Here is a 12,365-nt window from a genome sequence, read left to right as displayed (position 1 = left end):
CTACGCCCGTGAGCGCGGGCTCGTCCCGGCCGGCGCCGGAGAGTCGAACGAAGCGAAAGGCTCGGGCTCATGAGCTGCGGAGAGCCGCACGAGACTGACTGCAGTGAGGTACTCGATCATCTCTACGAGTTCCTCGACAGTGAGATGCCGGACGTCGATCGCGACAAGTTCAAGCAGCACTTCCGGGAGTGCTCGCCGTGCCTCGAGAAGTACGGCCTCGAAGAGGCCGTGAAGAAGCTCGTCAAGCGCTGCTGCGGGCATGACGACGTGCCGACGGACCTGCGCGCCAAGGTCCTGGGGCGGCTCGACCTGATCCGCTCGGGTCAGGCCGTGCCCGACCACGACGTGACGGCGACGCCGCAGGAATCCTGAACGCACGGCCGTCACTCGAACGTGCTAATCCCGCTGCCATAAGGCCGCGGACCTCCCCTCCCCGCCTTAGGGTCCCGTGCTTGAAGCGCGTTGCCGGGGAGGGGCGTTATGGAGGCGACACCCACACGGGTACGTGGCTACGTCGTCTGTGTCGCCCTCGGCGCGCTCTTCTGCCTGCACACATTGCCCTCGACGCGCACCCCCTGGTGGGCGCCGGCCCTGCTCGCCGCGCTCTTTGCCGGGGGCGCGTGGCTGTCCGGGTCGTTCTATCCCGTGCTCCTCGCCGGGGCCTTCCTGCTGCCGCCGTCCGCGGCCGCACTGGTCGCGGTGCCGGGGGCACTGATCGCCCCGGTCGGCGGGCGACCGCACCTGCTGCGACGGGTGTGGCGTGCGGGGCAGCTCGTGATCGCGGTGTGGGTGGCCGCCCGGGTGCACTGGGCGCTCGGCGAGCATGACGCCGTACAGGCGTCCGACTTCCCGTACGCGCTCGCGCCCGCCGGAGCGGCGGTGCTGGCGTTCTGCCTGGTCCTGACGGCGCTCGACGGCGGGATCCGCGCGCTCGCCGACCACGTGCCCGCACGGCGCGCCTGGCGCGGACTCTTCCTGCGGTCGCTCGCGCCGATCGCCGTGCACGGTCTGGCCGGCCTGATGATGGCCGTGCTGTGGCGCAGCCCGTACGGTCCCGTCGCCGCGTTGCTCGTGCTGCTGCCGATGTGCGTGTCGTGGTGGATGTTCGCCCAGTACCACCGGGAACGCGCGGCCCACCAGGCGACCATCCGGGCGCTCGTGCAGGCCGTCGACATCAAGGACGGCTACACCCGCGGCCACAGCGAGCGGGTCGGGCAGGCCTCGATGATGATCGCGCGCGAGCTGGGCATGGCCGACGAACGTGTCGAGGTGCTCCGCTTCGCCGGGATCCTGCACGACGTGGGGAAGCTGGGGGTCCCCACGCGGCTGCTGCGCAAGGACGGCCCGCTCACGCCAGAGGAACGGCGGGTCATCGAACTGCACCCCGAGTACGGGCACGAGATGGTCCGCGGGATCTCCTTCCTGGGCGAGGCCCGGGCCGCGGTCCTGCATCACCATGAGCGGCTGGACGGCAGCGGGTACCCCTACGGGCTGATGGGGAGCCAGATCCCGGAGCCGGCACGGGTGGTGGCGGTCGCGGACGCCTTCGACGCGATGACGTCCAACCGGTCCTACTCGCGGGCCCGGCCGGTGCCCGTCGCCCTGCGGGAGCTGGAGAAGTGCGCGGGCTCGCAGTTCGACCCACGTATGGTCACCGCCCTGGTCAGGGCCGTGGACCAGCACGGATGGCATCCCGCCGTGACCGCCGACGAAGCCTCCGGGCGCCCGCCACGTCCGCCGGTCGCCAGTGCGCCGGGGGCACACCGATGAGCGCGGCGAGACCACCACTCCTGCTCGGTCTCGTCCACGCCTGCGCCGCCCTCCTCGCCACCGTGTGCCTGCTCACCACGCTGGGGAGCGGCCTCCACGAACGCGGTACGGCGATCGCCTTCGGGGTTCTCATCGCCTTGGGCGAGCTGACCCGGTGGACGGCGGCGGAGGGCAGGGAGGCCGCACCGCTGGGGGCCGCCGCCGCGCTGTCGTACGCCCTGCTGGGGGCGAACGGCGGTCAGCCGAGCGAGCACGGCGTCGCACAGGTCCTCAGTGTCGTCCTCGCCGCCTCGCTCCTCGGCAGCGTGCCGCACTTCGCGCGCGGCCGGCCCGTGCTCGACCACCTGGCCCGGCGCGTGCTCACCGTCGGCTTCGCCGCCGTCTGCTTCCAGCCCCTGTACAACCAGGGCACGTTCCACGGCTGGGGCACCGCCTACGCCCTGGTCCTGCTCGCGATCCTCACCCTCACCGCCCTGTGCGACGCCCTGCTCGCCGCGGCGCTGGCCCACTCCCGAACCCGGTGGCCGTTCGGGCCGCTGCTGCGGGACGAGCTGCGGTCGACCGTCGGGATCGGGTCGGCCGTCTGTGCGACGGGCGCAGTGATGGCGCTCGCGGTCGCCGTCGCCGGGCTGTGGGCGCTGCCCGTCTTCTCGCTGCCGCTGCTCCTCACCCAGATGTCCCTGCGCCGGTACGCCGCCGTCCGGACCACCTACCGGCAGACCATCGCCTCCCTCGCCCGGGCCACCGAGATCGCCGGGTACACACCGGCCGGACACGCCCGGCGCGTCGCCGCGCTCAGCCGGGAGGTGGGGCGGGACCTGGGCCTGTCCGAGGCCGAGCTCACCGTGCTGGAGTGCGCCGCCCTCATGCACGACATCGGGCAGCTCAGCCTGGTCGACCCGGTGCCGGCCGGGGCCACCGCGGGGCTGCCCGCCGAGGAACAGCGCAGGATCGCGCTGCTCGGCGGGGCCGTCGTACGGCAGACCGGGGTGAACCCGCAGGTGGCGCTGGTCGTGGAAAGGCTCGCCGACCCCTGCCCGGAGCAACCGGTTGCCGCGCGGATCGTGCGGGCCGTGAACGCCTACGAGGAGAAGGCGCGGGACGCCGGGCCCGAGGGGCCGCTGAAGGCGCTGGAGGAACTGCGGCTGGGCACCGCCGGTGACTATGCGCCGGAGGTCGTGGGGTCGCTCGCACGGGTGCTGTCCAGAGACTGTCTGACACCCCCTGTGGCTGGGTAACCCATGGGTAATGAGCGCCCTTCCAGCCGTACGTGGTTGGATGCGAATGAGAGTGTGTCCGGGGGCGAGCACTAGCCAGCCCACTCCACGGAACTGGCAGGCGGGAATCGTGAGGATCTTCGGCAAGGGACGGCACCGGCCCTCCGCCTCCTGGCGGCAGGCCACCGACCGGGCGTTCACGCTCATCGGCGACGGCCGGTACGAGGATGCGGGCGCGCTGCTGACACGTGCCGCCGATCTGGAGCCCTGGCTTTCGGAGTCCTGGTTCAACCTCGCGCTGCTGCACAAGTTCCGGCACGACTGGGAGCAGGCCCGGGCGGCCGGGCTGCGCGCCGTGGCGCTGCTCGACCGGCAGACCGGGGCGCCCGACTGGTGGAACGTCGGCATCGCGGCCACCGCCCTGCAGGACTGGCCGCTCGCCCGGCGGGCCTGGCAGGCCTACGGGCTGCGGGTGCCCGGTGGTGCGACCGACTCCGGTGAGCCGGTCGGGATGGACCTGGGCAGCGCGGCCGTACGGCTGTCCCCGGAGGGCGAGGCCGAGGTCGTGTGGGGGCGGCGGCTGGACCCCGCCCGGATCGAGGTGCTGTCGATCCCGCTGCCGTCGTCGGGGCGGCGCTGGGGCGAGGTCGTGCTGCACGACGGGGTGCCGCACGGCGAGCGGACCACGTCCGCCGGGCACGCCTACCCCGTCTTCGACGAGATCGAGCTGTGGGCGCCCTCGCCAGTCCCGACCTGGGTGGTCCTCCTGGAGGCCGCCACCGAGGCCGACCGGGACGCGCTGGAGCAGCTCGCCGCGGACGCGGGGTTCGCCGCGGAGGACTGGTCCTCCTCGGTGCGGCTGCTGTGCCGGATGTGTTCCGAGTCGCGGATGCCGTCGGACGAGGGCGACGGGGAGCATCTCGACCCGCATGATCACAGTGAGCCGGGTCACCCCGGTCCGCTGGGGCACCGGACCGACGGGCAGCTGTGGGTGCCGGAGCGTGAGTGCGGGGTGGCTGCGCCGGCTGCGCTGGTGCGGGGGTTGCTGGACGGGTGGGTTGCCGACAGCCCGGATTCGCGGGACTGGCGGGACTTGGAAGAGGTCTGCTAGGACCGTTGTCGACCGCGGGTCCGTTGTGGCTGGTCGCGCCCCGCGGCGGAGCCGCCGATCGACACAGTCCCGCGCCCCTGAAGGGGCGCTCCCCGTACCCTGTATCAGCATCACCCACCCTTTTCTTGTGCAGGAAGGCATACGTCGGTCATGGCCCAGCAGGACACCGAGCAGCAGCACGCGGGCGTGCTCCCCGTGGATGACGAGGGTTTCGTCGTCGACACCGAGGACACGGAGGAGCGCGAGAACGCCTGGCGTGGGCGCGGCACGTCGCGGCCGATCACCGTTGTGGGGAACCCGGTGCTCCACAAGGAGTGCAAGGACGTCACCGAGTTCGGCGCCGAGCTGGACCAGCTGGTCGCGGACATGTTCGCCTCGCAGCGCACCGCCGAGGGCGTGGGCCTGGCCGCCAACCAGATCGGCGTCGGCCTGAAGGTCTTCGTGTACGACTGCATGGACGACGAGGGCAAGCGGCACGTCGGTGTCGTGTGCAACCCGAAACTCGTCGAGCTGCCCGCCGACAAGCGCCGCCTGGACGACAGCAACGAGGGCTGCCTGTCGGTGCCGACCGCGTACGCGGAGCTCGCCCGGCCCGACTACGCCGAGGTCACCGGGCAGGACGAGAAGGGCAACCCGATCAAGGTGCGCGGCACCGGCTACTTCGCTCGGTGTTTGCAGCACGAGACCGACCACCTGTACGGCTACCTCTACATCGACCGTCTGTCCAAGCGGGAGCGCAAGGACGCGTTGCGGCAGATGGCCGAGAACGAGCCCCGCTACCCCGTGGTCGCGAACGACTGAGGCCTCCCCGTAGGCCCCACAAGTCCCCTGCGCACGGCGCCTGTTCAGGTTCACCTTCCTGACCAGGCGCCGTTCGCATGTCCGTCGCACGTTCGATCCCATACATGCGAGCAGTGATCCAAATTCAGTCACATAGGGGGAGATTCTCGGCACCCTGGGGTAGTGAATGAAGCAAATCCGTTCCCAGATCGGTCAGTTGTGGTGCTGAATGGAAGTGCGGGGATACGCAACGGCGCACGCCCGGTACAGCGGGAGGGGGCGTGCACAACTACACAACTGGCGGCTGAGAGGGGTTTGTTCGTGCATGCTTTCTCGCACAGCACCACATCGACACCGACGGCGGTCCCGGTTCCACCAGCACTCTCTCTTCCGGTGATCGAATCAGCGTTTCCCAGGCAGCTCCATCCGTATTGGCCCAGGCTCCAGGAGAAGACCCGAACCTGGCTGCTGGAAAAACGGCTGATGCCGGCCGACAAGGTCGAGGAATATGCCGACGGACTGTGCTACACCGACCTCATGGCGGGGTACTACATTGGCGCCCCCGAGGACGTACTCCAGGCGATAGCCGACTACAGCGCGTGGTTCTTCGTCTGGGACGACCGGCACGACCGCGACATCGTCCACCGCCGCCCGGCGGCCTGGCGACGGCTGCGGTTCCGCCTGCACGCGGCGCTCGACTCACCGGAGGACCACCTGCACCACGAGGACCCGCTGGTCGCGGGGTTCGCGGACAGCATGGTGCGGCTGTACTCGTTCCTGCCCGGCACCTGGAACGCCCGGTTCGCCCGGCACTTCCACACGGTGATCGAGGCGTACGACCGGGAATTCAGCAATCGCACCGAAGGAGTCATCCCCTCGGTCGAGGAATACCTCGCGCTGCGTCGGCTCACCTTCGCGCACTGGATCTGGACCGATCTGCTGGAGCCGGCCGCGGGGCTGGAACTGCCGTATGCCGTACGGAAACACCCGGCATATCGGCGGGCGGCGTTACTCAGCCAGGAATTCGCGGCGTGGTACAACGACCTCTGCTCGCTTCCCAAGGAAATAGCGGGCGATGAGGTGCACAACCTCGGAATCAGCCTCGTCAAACACGAAGGGCTGACCCTGGAAGAAGCCGTGACGGAAGTCAGGCGACGGGTCGAGGAATCCATATCCGATTTCCGGGTGGCCGAGCGTGAGGCTCTGGAATTCGCGGACTCCCTGGCCGACGGCACGGTGTCGGGAAAGGAACTCAGCGCCGCCGTGCGTGCCTGCGTCTGCAATATGCGCAACTGGTTCAGCTCGGTCTACTGGTTCCACCACGAGTCCGGCCGGTACATGGTCGACAGCTGGGACGACCGGTCCACGCCCCCGTACGTCAACAACGAAGCGGCAGGTGAGAAATGACCGTCGAGTCCGTCCGTCCCGAAGCCCAGCCCCGTGTGGCTTCGGAACTGCGTGAGCCGCCCTTCGCGGGCGGTGGGGTTCCGCTTCTCGGCCACGGCTGGAAGCTGGCCCGAGATCCGCTGGCCTTCATGACCGCGCTCCGCAGGCACGGCGACGTCGTACGCCTCAGGCTCGGCCCGAAGACGGTGTACGCCGTCACTACTCCGGAGCTCACCGGCGCACTGGCGCTGAGCACCGACTTCAAGATCGACGGGCCGCTGTGGGAGTCCCTGGAAGGCCTGCTCGGCAAGGAGGGCGTGGCCACGGCGAACGGCCCCCGGCACCGCCGTCAGCGACGCACCATCCAGCCGGCCTTCCGGCTCGACGCGATCCCCGCGTACGGGCCGATCATGGAGGAGGAGGCGCACGGGCTGGCCGAGCGCTGGAAGTCCGGCGAGACCGTCGACTGCACCTCCGAGTCGTTCCGGATCGCGGTGCGCATCGCCGCCCGCTGTCTGCTGCGCGGCGACTACATGGACGAGCGGGCCGAGCGGCTGTGCAACGCGCTCGCCACGGTCTTCCGGGGCATGTACCGGCGGATGGTGATCCCGCTGGGGCCGCTGTACAAGCTGCCTCTCCCGCCCAACCGCGAATTCAACCGTGCCCTGGCCGATTTGCATCTCCTGGTCGACGAGATCGTCGCCGAACGCCGGGCATCCGGTCAAAAGCCGGACGATTTGCTGACGGCATTGCTGGAGGCGAAGGACGAGAATGGCGACCCCATCGGGGAACAGGAGATCCACGACCAGGTCGTCGCGATTGTCACGCCCGGCAGCGAAACCGTGGCCTCCACGATCATGTGGCTCCTGCATGTGCTCGCGGAACATCCGGAACACGCCGACAAGGTGTGCGCGGAGGTTGAATCCGTCACCGGTGGGCGGCCCGTGGCATTCGAGGACGTCCGCAGCCTCAGGCACACGAACAATGTCGTCGTGGAGGCGATGCGTTTGCGCCCTGCGGTCTGGATTCTGACGCGACGGGCGGTGACCGACACGTCACTTGATGGCTATCGCATTCCGGCCGGGGCCGACATCATCTACAGCCCCTACGCGATACAGCGCGATGCGAAGTCGTATGCGGACAACCTCGAGTTCGACCCGGACCGCTGGCTTCCGGACCGTGTCGTGGACGTGCCGAAGTACGCCATGAGCCCGTTCAGCGTGGGCAACCGCAAGTGCCCGAGCGACCACTTCTCGATGGCGCAGCTGACACTGATCACGGCGGCGCTGGCCACGAAGTACCGCTTCGAGCAGGTGTCCGGTTCGAACGACGCGACCCGTGTGGGCATCACGCTCCGCCCACACAAGCTGCTGCTGAGGCCGGTGCCGAGGGACTAGTGCCGCCCGGGACCGGTGCCGCCGGGGACGGCTCAGGCCGCGCTCGGCCCCTGGAACGTCCTGCGGTAGGCGTTCGGGGTCGTCCCCAGAGCACGTACGAACTGGTGGCGCAGTGCGGCCGCGGTCCCGAACCCTGTTCGACTCGCGATCGCGTCCACCGTCTCGTCCGTCGCCTCCAGCAACTCCTGCGCCAGCAGCACACGTTGGCGCAGGATCCAGCGGTAGGGAGTCGTGCCGGTCTCCTGCTGGAAGCGGCGGGCGAAGGTGCGCGGGGACATGTGCGCGCGCTCGGCTAGCTGCTCCACCGTGACGTCCTCGTCGAGGTGCCGTTCCATCCACGCCAGCACCTCGCCGACCGTGTCGCAGTGGGAGCTGGGCAGGGGGCGCTCGACGAACTGGGCCTGGCCGCCGTCCCGGTGCGGCGGCACGACCATGCGCCGGGCGATCTTGTTGGCGACCTCGGGCCCCTGCTCCTGGCGCACGATGTGCAGACAGGCGTCGATGCCGGCGGCGGTGCCGGCACTGGTGATCACCGGCCCCTCGTCGACGTACAGCACGTCGGACTCGACGATCGCCCCCGGATGCCGTAGGGACAGCTCCCCGGCGTGCTTCCAGTGCGCACTGCACCGCCGCCCGTCGAGCAGTCCCGCGGCGCCCAGCACGAAGACGCCGGAGCACACGCTGAGCACCCGGGCGCCCCGGTCGACGGCCCTGACCAGGGCGTCAAGCAGCTCGGGCGGATAGTCACGGGTGACGTACTCGCTGCCGGCCGGTACGGCGATGAGGTCGGCCTCCTCCAGCCGCTCCAGGCCGTACGGCGTGGTGACGGTGAGTCCGCCGACGTGAGTGCCCAGCGTCGGCCCTTCCGCCGAGACGACCGCGAAATCGTAGGTGGGCAGGCCCTCGTCGCTGCGATCGATGCCGAACACCTCGCAGACGACGCCCATTTCAAAGAGATGTACACCGTCGAGGAGGACGGCGGCGACGTTTTTCAGCATGCTGCCAGTGTGCCTCGTCGCTGGCAGTAAATCGAGGTTCTACGGCAGTCCTGCCACTGTTCGTAAGGAGTGTACGGAGCGACAGTGGTGTCATGACTGCAGAACAGACACAGACACTGCTCGCCATGATCGTCGTCCTCGGGCTGTTCGTCCTCCTGGCCCTCCCGTCACTGATCGGCGCGGTGCGCGACCGGCGCATCGACCGTCAGATCAGGGAGGCCCAGGAACGCGACGAGACCGAGGCTCAGAAGTCCTCGTCCAGGTCGACGGTGCCCTCCACCGCCACCTGGTACGCCGAGGGCCGCCGCTCGAAGAAGTTGGTCAACTCCTGAACGCCCTGCAGCTCCATGAAGGAGAAGGGGTTCTCGGAGCCGTACACCGGAGCGAAGCCGAGACGCGTCAGACGCTGATCGGCGACACACTCCAGGTACTGCCGCATCGAGTCGGTGTTCATCCCCGGGAGGCCGTCACCACACAGGTCGCGCGCGAACTGCAGCTCGGCCTCGACGGCCTCCCTCAGCATGTCGGTGACCTCCTGCTCGAGCTGGTCGTCGAACAGCTCCGGCTCCTCCTTGCGGACGGTGTCGACGACGTCGAACGCGAAGCTCATGTGCATCGTCTCGTCGCGGAACACCCAGTTGGTGCCGGTGGCCAGGCCGTGCAGCAGGCCCCGGCTGCGGAACCAGTAGACGTACGCGAAGGCGCCGTAGAAGAACAGGCCCTCGATGCACGCGGCGAAGCAGATCAGGTTGAGCAGGAAGCGACGCCGGTCGGCCTTGGTCTGCAGGCTCTCCAGCTTCTCGACCTCGTTGATCCACTTGAAGCAGAACTCGGCCTTCTCGCGGATGGACGGGATGTTCTCGACGGCGTCGAAGGCCGCCGCCCGGTCCTGCGGGTCGGGCAGATAGGTGTCGAGCAGCGTCAAGTAGAACTGGACGTGCACGGCTTCCTCGAAGAGCTGCCTGCTCAGGTACAGGCGCGCCTCGGGGGAGTTGATGTGCTTGTACAGCGTCAGCACCAGGTTGTTCGCCACGATCGAGTCGCCCGTCGCGAAGAACGCGACCAGCCGGCCGATCATGTGCTGCTCGCCCTCGGACAGCTTCGCCAGGTCGGCGACGTCCGAGTGGAGGTCGACCTCCTCGACGGTCCAGGTGTTCTTGATGGCGTCCCGGTAGCGCTCGTAGAAGTCCGGGTAGCGCATGGGGCGCAGGGTCAGCTCGAAGCCCGGGTCGAGAAGGTTGGTGTTACGGCTGGTCATTACTGGCAGGCCTCGCAGGACTCGGGGTTTTCCAGGGAGCAGGCGACGGCGTCGGGCTCGGCGACCTGCTGGACGGGGATGGTCTTCTCGGGCTGGGCGGCCCGGCCCTGGGCGGCGCGGGCGATGCGGGTCGCCGGGCGCGAGCGCAGGTAGTACGTCGTCTTCAGGCCCGACTTCCAGGCGTACGCGTACATCGAGGAGAGCTTGCCGATGGTCGGCGTCTCCAGGAACAGGTTCAGGGACTGGGCCTGGTCGAGGAACGGGGTCCGCGCCGCCGCCATGTCGATCAGACCGCGCTGCGGGATCTCCCACGCCGTGCGGTACAGCCGCCGCACGTCCTCGGGGATCCAGGCGAACTCCTGCACCGAGCCGTTCGCCTCACGCAGCGCCTCACGGGTGCGGGCGTCCCAGACGCCGAGCTCCTTGAGCTCGTTGACCAGGTAGGAGTTGACCTGGAGGAACTCGCCGGAGAGCGTCTCGCGTTTGAACAGGTTGGAGACCTGCGGCTCGATGCACTCGTAGACACCCGCGATCGACGCGATGGTCGCGGTGGGCGCGATGGCGAGCAGAAGGGAGTTGCGCATGCCGGTGGTGGCGATACGGCTGCGCAGGGCCGACCAGCGCTCCGGCCAGGTCAGCTCGACGTCGTAGTGGTCGGGGTGCAGGACACCGCGGGCGGTACGGGTCTTCTCCCACGCCGGCAGCGGGCCGTTGCGCTCGGCGAGGTCGGCGGAGGCCTCGTAGGCGGCGAGCATGATGCGCTCGGCGATCCGGGCGGACAGGGCCTTCGCCTCGGCGGAGTCGAAGGGCAGGCGCAGCTTGAAGAAGACGTCCTGCAGGCCCATCGCGCCGAGCCCGACCGGCCGCCACTTGGCGTTCGACCGGCCCGCCTGCTCGGTCGGGTAGAAGTTGATGTCGACGACCCGGTCGAGGAACGTGACGGCCGTGCGGACGGTCGCGTCGAGCCGCTCCCAGTCGATGTCGCCGGTCATGGTGTTCACGAAGGCGCCGAGGTTGACCGACCCCAGGTTGCAGACCGCCGTCTCCCCGTCGTCCGTGACCTCCAGGATCTCCGTGCAGAGGTTGGAGGAGTGGACGACATGGCCCGGCAGGGCCGTCTGGTTGGCGGTGCGGTTGGCGGCGTCCTTGAAGGTCATCCAGCCGTTGCCGGTCTGCGCGAGGGTGCGCATCATGCGGCCGTACAGATCACGGGCGGGGATGGTCTTCTTCGCGAGCCCCGCCGCCTCCGCCTTGCGGTACGCCTCGTCGAACTCGTCGCCCCACAGGTCGACGAGATCCGGCACGTCCGACGGCGAGAACAGCGACCACGGCTCGTCGGCGTTGACCCGGCGCATGAACTCGTCCGGGACCCAGTGCGCGAGGTTCAGGTTGTGCGTACGGCGGGCGTCCTCACCGGTGTTGTCGCGCAGCTCCAGGAACTCCTCGATGTCGGAGTGCCAGGTCTCCAGGTACACCGCGGCCGCACCCTTGCGCCGGCCGCCCTGGTTCACCGCGGCGACCGAGGCGTCGAGGGTCTTCAGGAACGGCACGATGCCGTTGGAGTGACCGTTGGTGCCGCGGATCAGCGAACCCCGGGACCGGATACGGGAGTACGAAAGACCGATGCCGCCCGCGTGCTTGGAGAGGCGGGCGACCTGGTGGTAGCGGTCGTAGATGGAGTCCAGCTCGTCCTTGGGGGAGTCGAGGAGGTAGCAGGACGACATCTGGGGATGCCGGGTGCCGGAGTTGAAGAGGGTGGGGGAGGAGGGGAGGTAGTCGAGGCGGCTCATGAGCCCGTAGAGCGCGGCGACTTCGTCCACCGACCGGGCGGTGTCGTCCTCGGCGAGACCGGCGGCGACGCGCAGCATGAAGTGCTGGGGCGTCTCGACGACCTTGCGGGTGATGGGGTGCCGCAGGAGGTACCGGCTGTGCAGGGTGCGCAGGCCGAAGTAGCCGAAGCGGTCGTCGCCGTCCATGTCGACCAGGGCGTCGAGGCGGGCCGCGTGCAGGCGCACGAACTCGGCGGTCCGGTCGGCGATGAGGCCCTCACGGTGCCCGACCGCGACCGACCCGGTGAAGGACGTGACGCCCTGCGAGGCGGCCTCGGCGGCGATGGAGAGGGTCAGCAGCCGGGCGGCGAGCCTCGAGTAGGCGGGGTCCTCGGAGATCAGGCCGGCCGCCGCTTCGGTGGCCAGCTCGCGCAGCTCCGCCTCGTCCGCGAACGCGGACCGGCCGCGCAGCGCGGCGGCGGCGACCCGGCCGGGGTCGGCGTCGGGGAGGTCGGCGGTCAGCTCGGTCAGGGTCCGCAGCAAGGCGGTTCCCGGGGCGTCCTCGTCCGTAGGGACGGTCGGGACGGCTGAGGCCGGATCTGCTGGCGCGATGGTCACGTGGGGGCTCTCCCTCGCTCGGCACGGGGGCCTCGGCGAGGGCAGGGGGCAGCACACGAGC

The 12,365-nt window shown here is 69.6% G+C and carries 11 protein-coding genes and 1 pseudogene; 9 read left to right on the top strand and 3 right to left on the bottom strand.

Annotated elements, in window-relative coordinates; genetic code table 11:
• The 8 genes and pseudogenes from ACFY5C_RS31045 to ACFY5C_RS31010 all read left to right on the top strand — a co-directional run.
• Window positions 1-73 (top strand): annotated as a pseudogene (locus ACFY5C_RS31045) (RNA polymerase subunit sigma); the annotation flags it as partial.
• Window positions 70-372 (top strand): mycothiol system anti-sigma-R factor, encoded by a 303-nt coding sequence (gene rsrA / locus ACFY5C_RS31040; RefSeq protein WP_234768038.1) that lies wholly within the window; start codon window positions 70-72, stop codon window positions 370-372. The pseudogene ACFY5C_RS31045 and the gene rsrA, both read left to right, overlap by 4 nt.
• Before the next feature lie 108 nt (window positions 373-480).
• Window positions 481-1,770, top strand: a complete 1,290-nt coding sequence (locus tag ACFY5C_RS31035; protein ID WP_389450249.1) for an HD-GYP domain-containing protein — start codon at window positions 481-483, stop codon at window positions 1,768-1,770.
• Window positions 1,767-3,008, top strand: coding sequence for an HD-GYP domain-containing protein (locus ACFY5C_RS31030; RefSeq protein ID WP_389450246.1), 1,242 nt, complete (start codon window positions 1,767-1,769; stop codon window positions 3,006-3,008). The genes ACFY5C_RS31035 and ACFY5C_RS31030 overlap by 4 nt, the downstream gene beginning before the upstream one ends.
• 109 nt (window positions 3,009-3,117) lie before the next feature.
• Window positions 3,118-4,098 carry a tetratricopeptide repeat protein gene (locus tag ACFY5C_RS31025; RefSeq protein WP_389450243.1) on the top strand — a complete coding sequence of 327 codons (981 nt, stop codon included), beginning with the start codon at window positions 3,118-3,120 and terminating at the stop codon, window positions 4,096-4,098.
• A 150-nt stretch (window positions 4,099-4,248) separates the two neighbouring features.
• On the top strand, window positions 4,249-4,899 hold the full coding sequence (def, locus tag ACFY5C_RS31020) for a peptide deformylase (protein ID WP_389450240.1): 651 nt from the start codon (window positions 4,249-4,251) through the stop codon (window positions 4,897-4,899).
• 300 nt (window positions 4,900-5,199) lie between these two features.
• A complete protein-coding gene (gene cyc1 / locus ACFY5C_RS31015; RefSeq protein WP_389450272.1) occupies window positions 5,200-6,285 on the top strand; it encodes an epi-isozizaene synthase in 1,086 nt (361 codons plus the stop codon).
• On the top strand, window positions 6,282-7,661 hold the full coding sequence (locus ACFY5C_RS31010) for a cytochrome P450 (RefSeq protein WP_389450237.1): 1,380 nt from the start codon (window positions 6,282-6,284) through the stop codon (window positions 7,659-7,661). Before cyc1 ends, ACFY5C_RS31010 begins: the two co-directional genes overlap by 4 nt.
• A gap of 32 nt (window positions 7,662-7,693) precedes the next feature.
• Here the strand turns inward: ACFY5C_RS31010 and ACFY5C_RS31005 are convergent, their stop codons facing one another.
• Window positions 7,694-8,659 (bottom strand): GlxA family transcriptional regulator, encoded by a 966-nt coding sequence (locus ACFY5C_RS31005; RefSeq protein WP_389450234.1) that lies wholly within the window; start codon window positions 8,657-8,659, stop codon window positions 7,694-7,696.
• A 92-nt stretch (window positions 8,660-8,751) separates the two neighbouring features.
• Here ACFY5C_RS31005 and ACFY5C_RS31000 point away from each other — a divergent pair, with 92 nt between their 5' ends.
• A complete protein-coding gene (locus tag ACFY5C_RS31000; RefSeq protein WP_389450231.1) occupies window positions 8,752-8,991 on the top strand; it encodes a hypothetical protein in 240 nt (79 codons plus the stop codon).
• On the opposite strand, the gene ACFY5C_RS30995 is transcribed toward ACFY5C_RS31000, so the two are convergent.
• On the bottom strand, window positions 8,904-9,917 hold the full coding sequence (locus ACFY5C_RS30995) for a ribonucleotide-diphosphate reductase subunit beta (protein ID WP_389450228.1): 1,014 nt from the start codon (window positions 9,915-9,917) through the stop codon (window positions 8,904-8,906). The two genes, ACFY5C_RS31000 and ACFY5C_RS30995, sit on opposite strands and share 88 nt — an antisense overlap.
• Window positions 9,917-12,304 carry a ribonucleoside-diphosphate reductase subunit alpha gene (locus tag ACFY5C_RS30990; protein WP_389450225.1) on the bottom strand — a complete coding sequence of 796 codons (2,388 nt, stop codon included), beginning with the start codon at window positions 12,302-12,304 and terminating at the stop codon, window positions 9,917-9,919. The genes ACFY5C_RS30995 and ACFY5C_RS30990 overlap by 1 nt, the downstream gene beginning before the upstream one ends.
• Window positions 12,305-12,365: the final 61 nt, after the last annotated feature.

Origin of the sequence: Streptomyces sp. NPDC012935 (assembly GCF_042900345.1) — a bacterium.
Lineage (GTDB): Bacteria > Actinomycetota > Actinomycetes > Streptomycetales > Streptomycetaceae > Streptomyces.
This window is presented reverse-complemented; position numbering and strand designations above follow the sequence as displayed.

Coding starts and splice junctions, on each gene's coding strand:
- ACFY5C_RS31005 (WP_389450234.1), bottom strand. CDS start 8,659: ATGCTGAAAAACGTCGCCGCCGTCCTCCTCGACGGTGTACATCTCTTT.
- ACFY5C_RS31035 (WP_389450249.1), top strand. CDS start 481: ATGGAGGCGACACCCACACGGGTACGTGGCTACGTCGTCTGTGTCGCC.
- def (WP_389450240.1), top strand. CDS start 4,249: ATGGCCCAGCAGGACACCGAGCAGCAGCACGCGGGCGTGCTCCCCGTG.
- ACFY5C_RS31010 (WP_389450237.1), top strand. CDS start 6,282: ATGACCGTCGAGTCCGTCCGTCCCGAAGCCCAGCCCCGTGTGGCTTCG.
- ACFY5C_RS31030 (WP_389450246.1), top strand. CDS start 1,767: ATGAGCGCGGCGAGACCACCACTCCTGCTCGGTCTCGTCCACGCCTGC.
- ACFY5C_RS31000 (WP_389450231.1), top strand. CDS start 8,752: ATGACTGCAGAACAGACACAGACACTGCTCGCCATGATCGTCGTCCTC.
- ACFY5C_RS30995 (WP_389450228.1), bottom strand. CDS start 9,917: ATGACCAGCCGTAACACCAACCTTCTCGACCCGGGCTTCGAGCTGACC.
- rsrA (WP_234768038.1), top strand. CDS start 70: ATGAGCTGCGGAGAGCCGCACGAGACTGACTGCAGTGAGGTACTCGAT.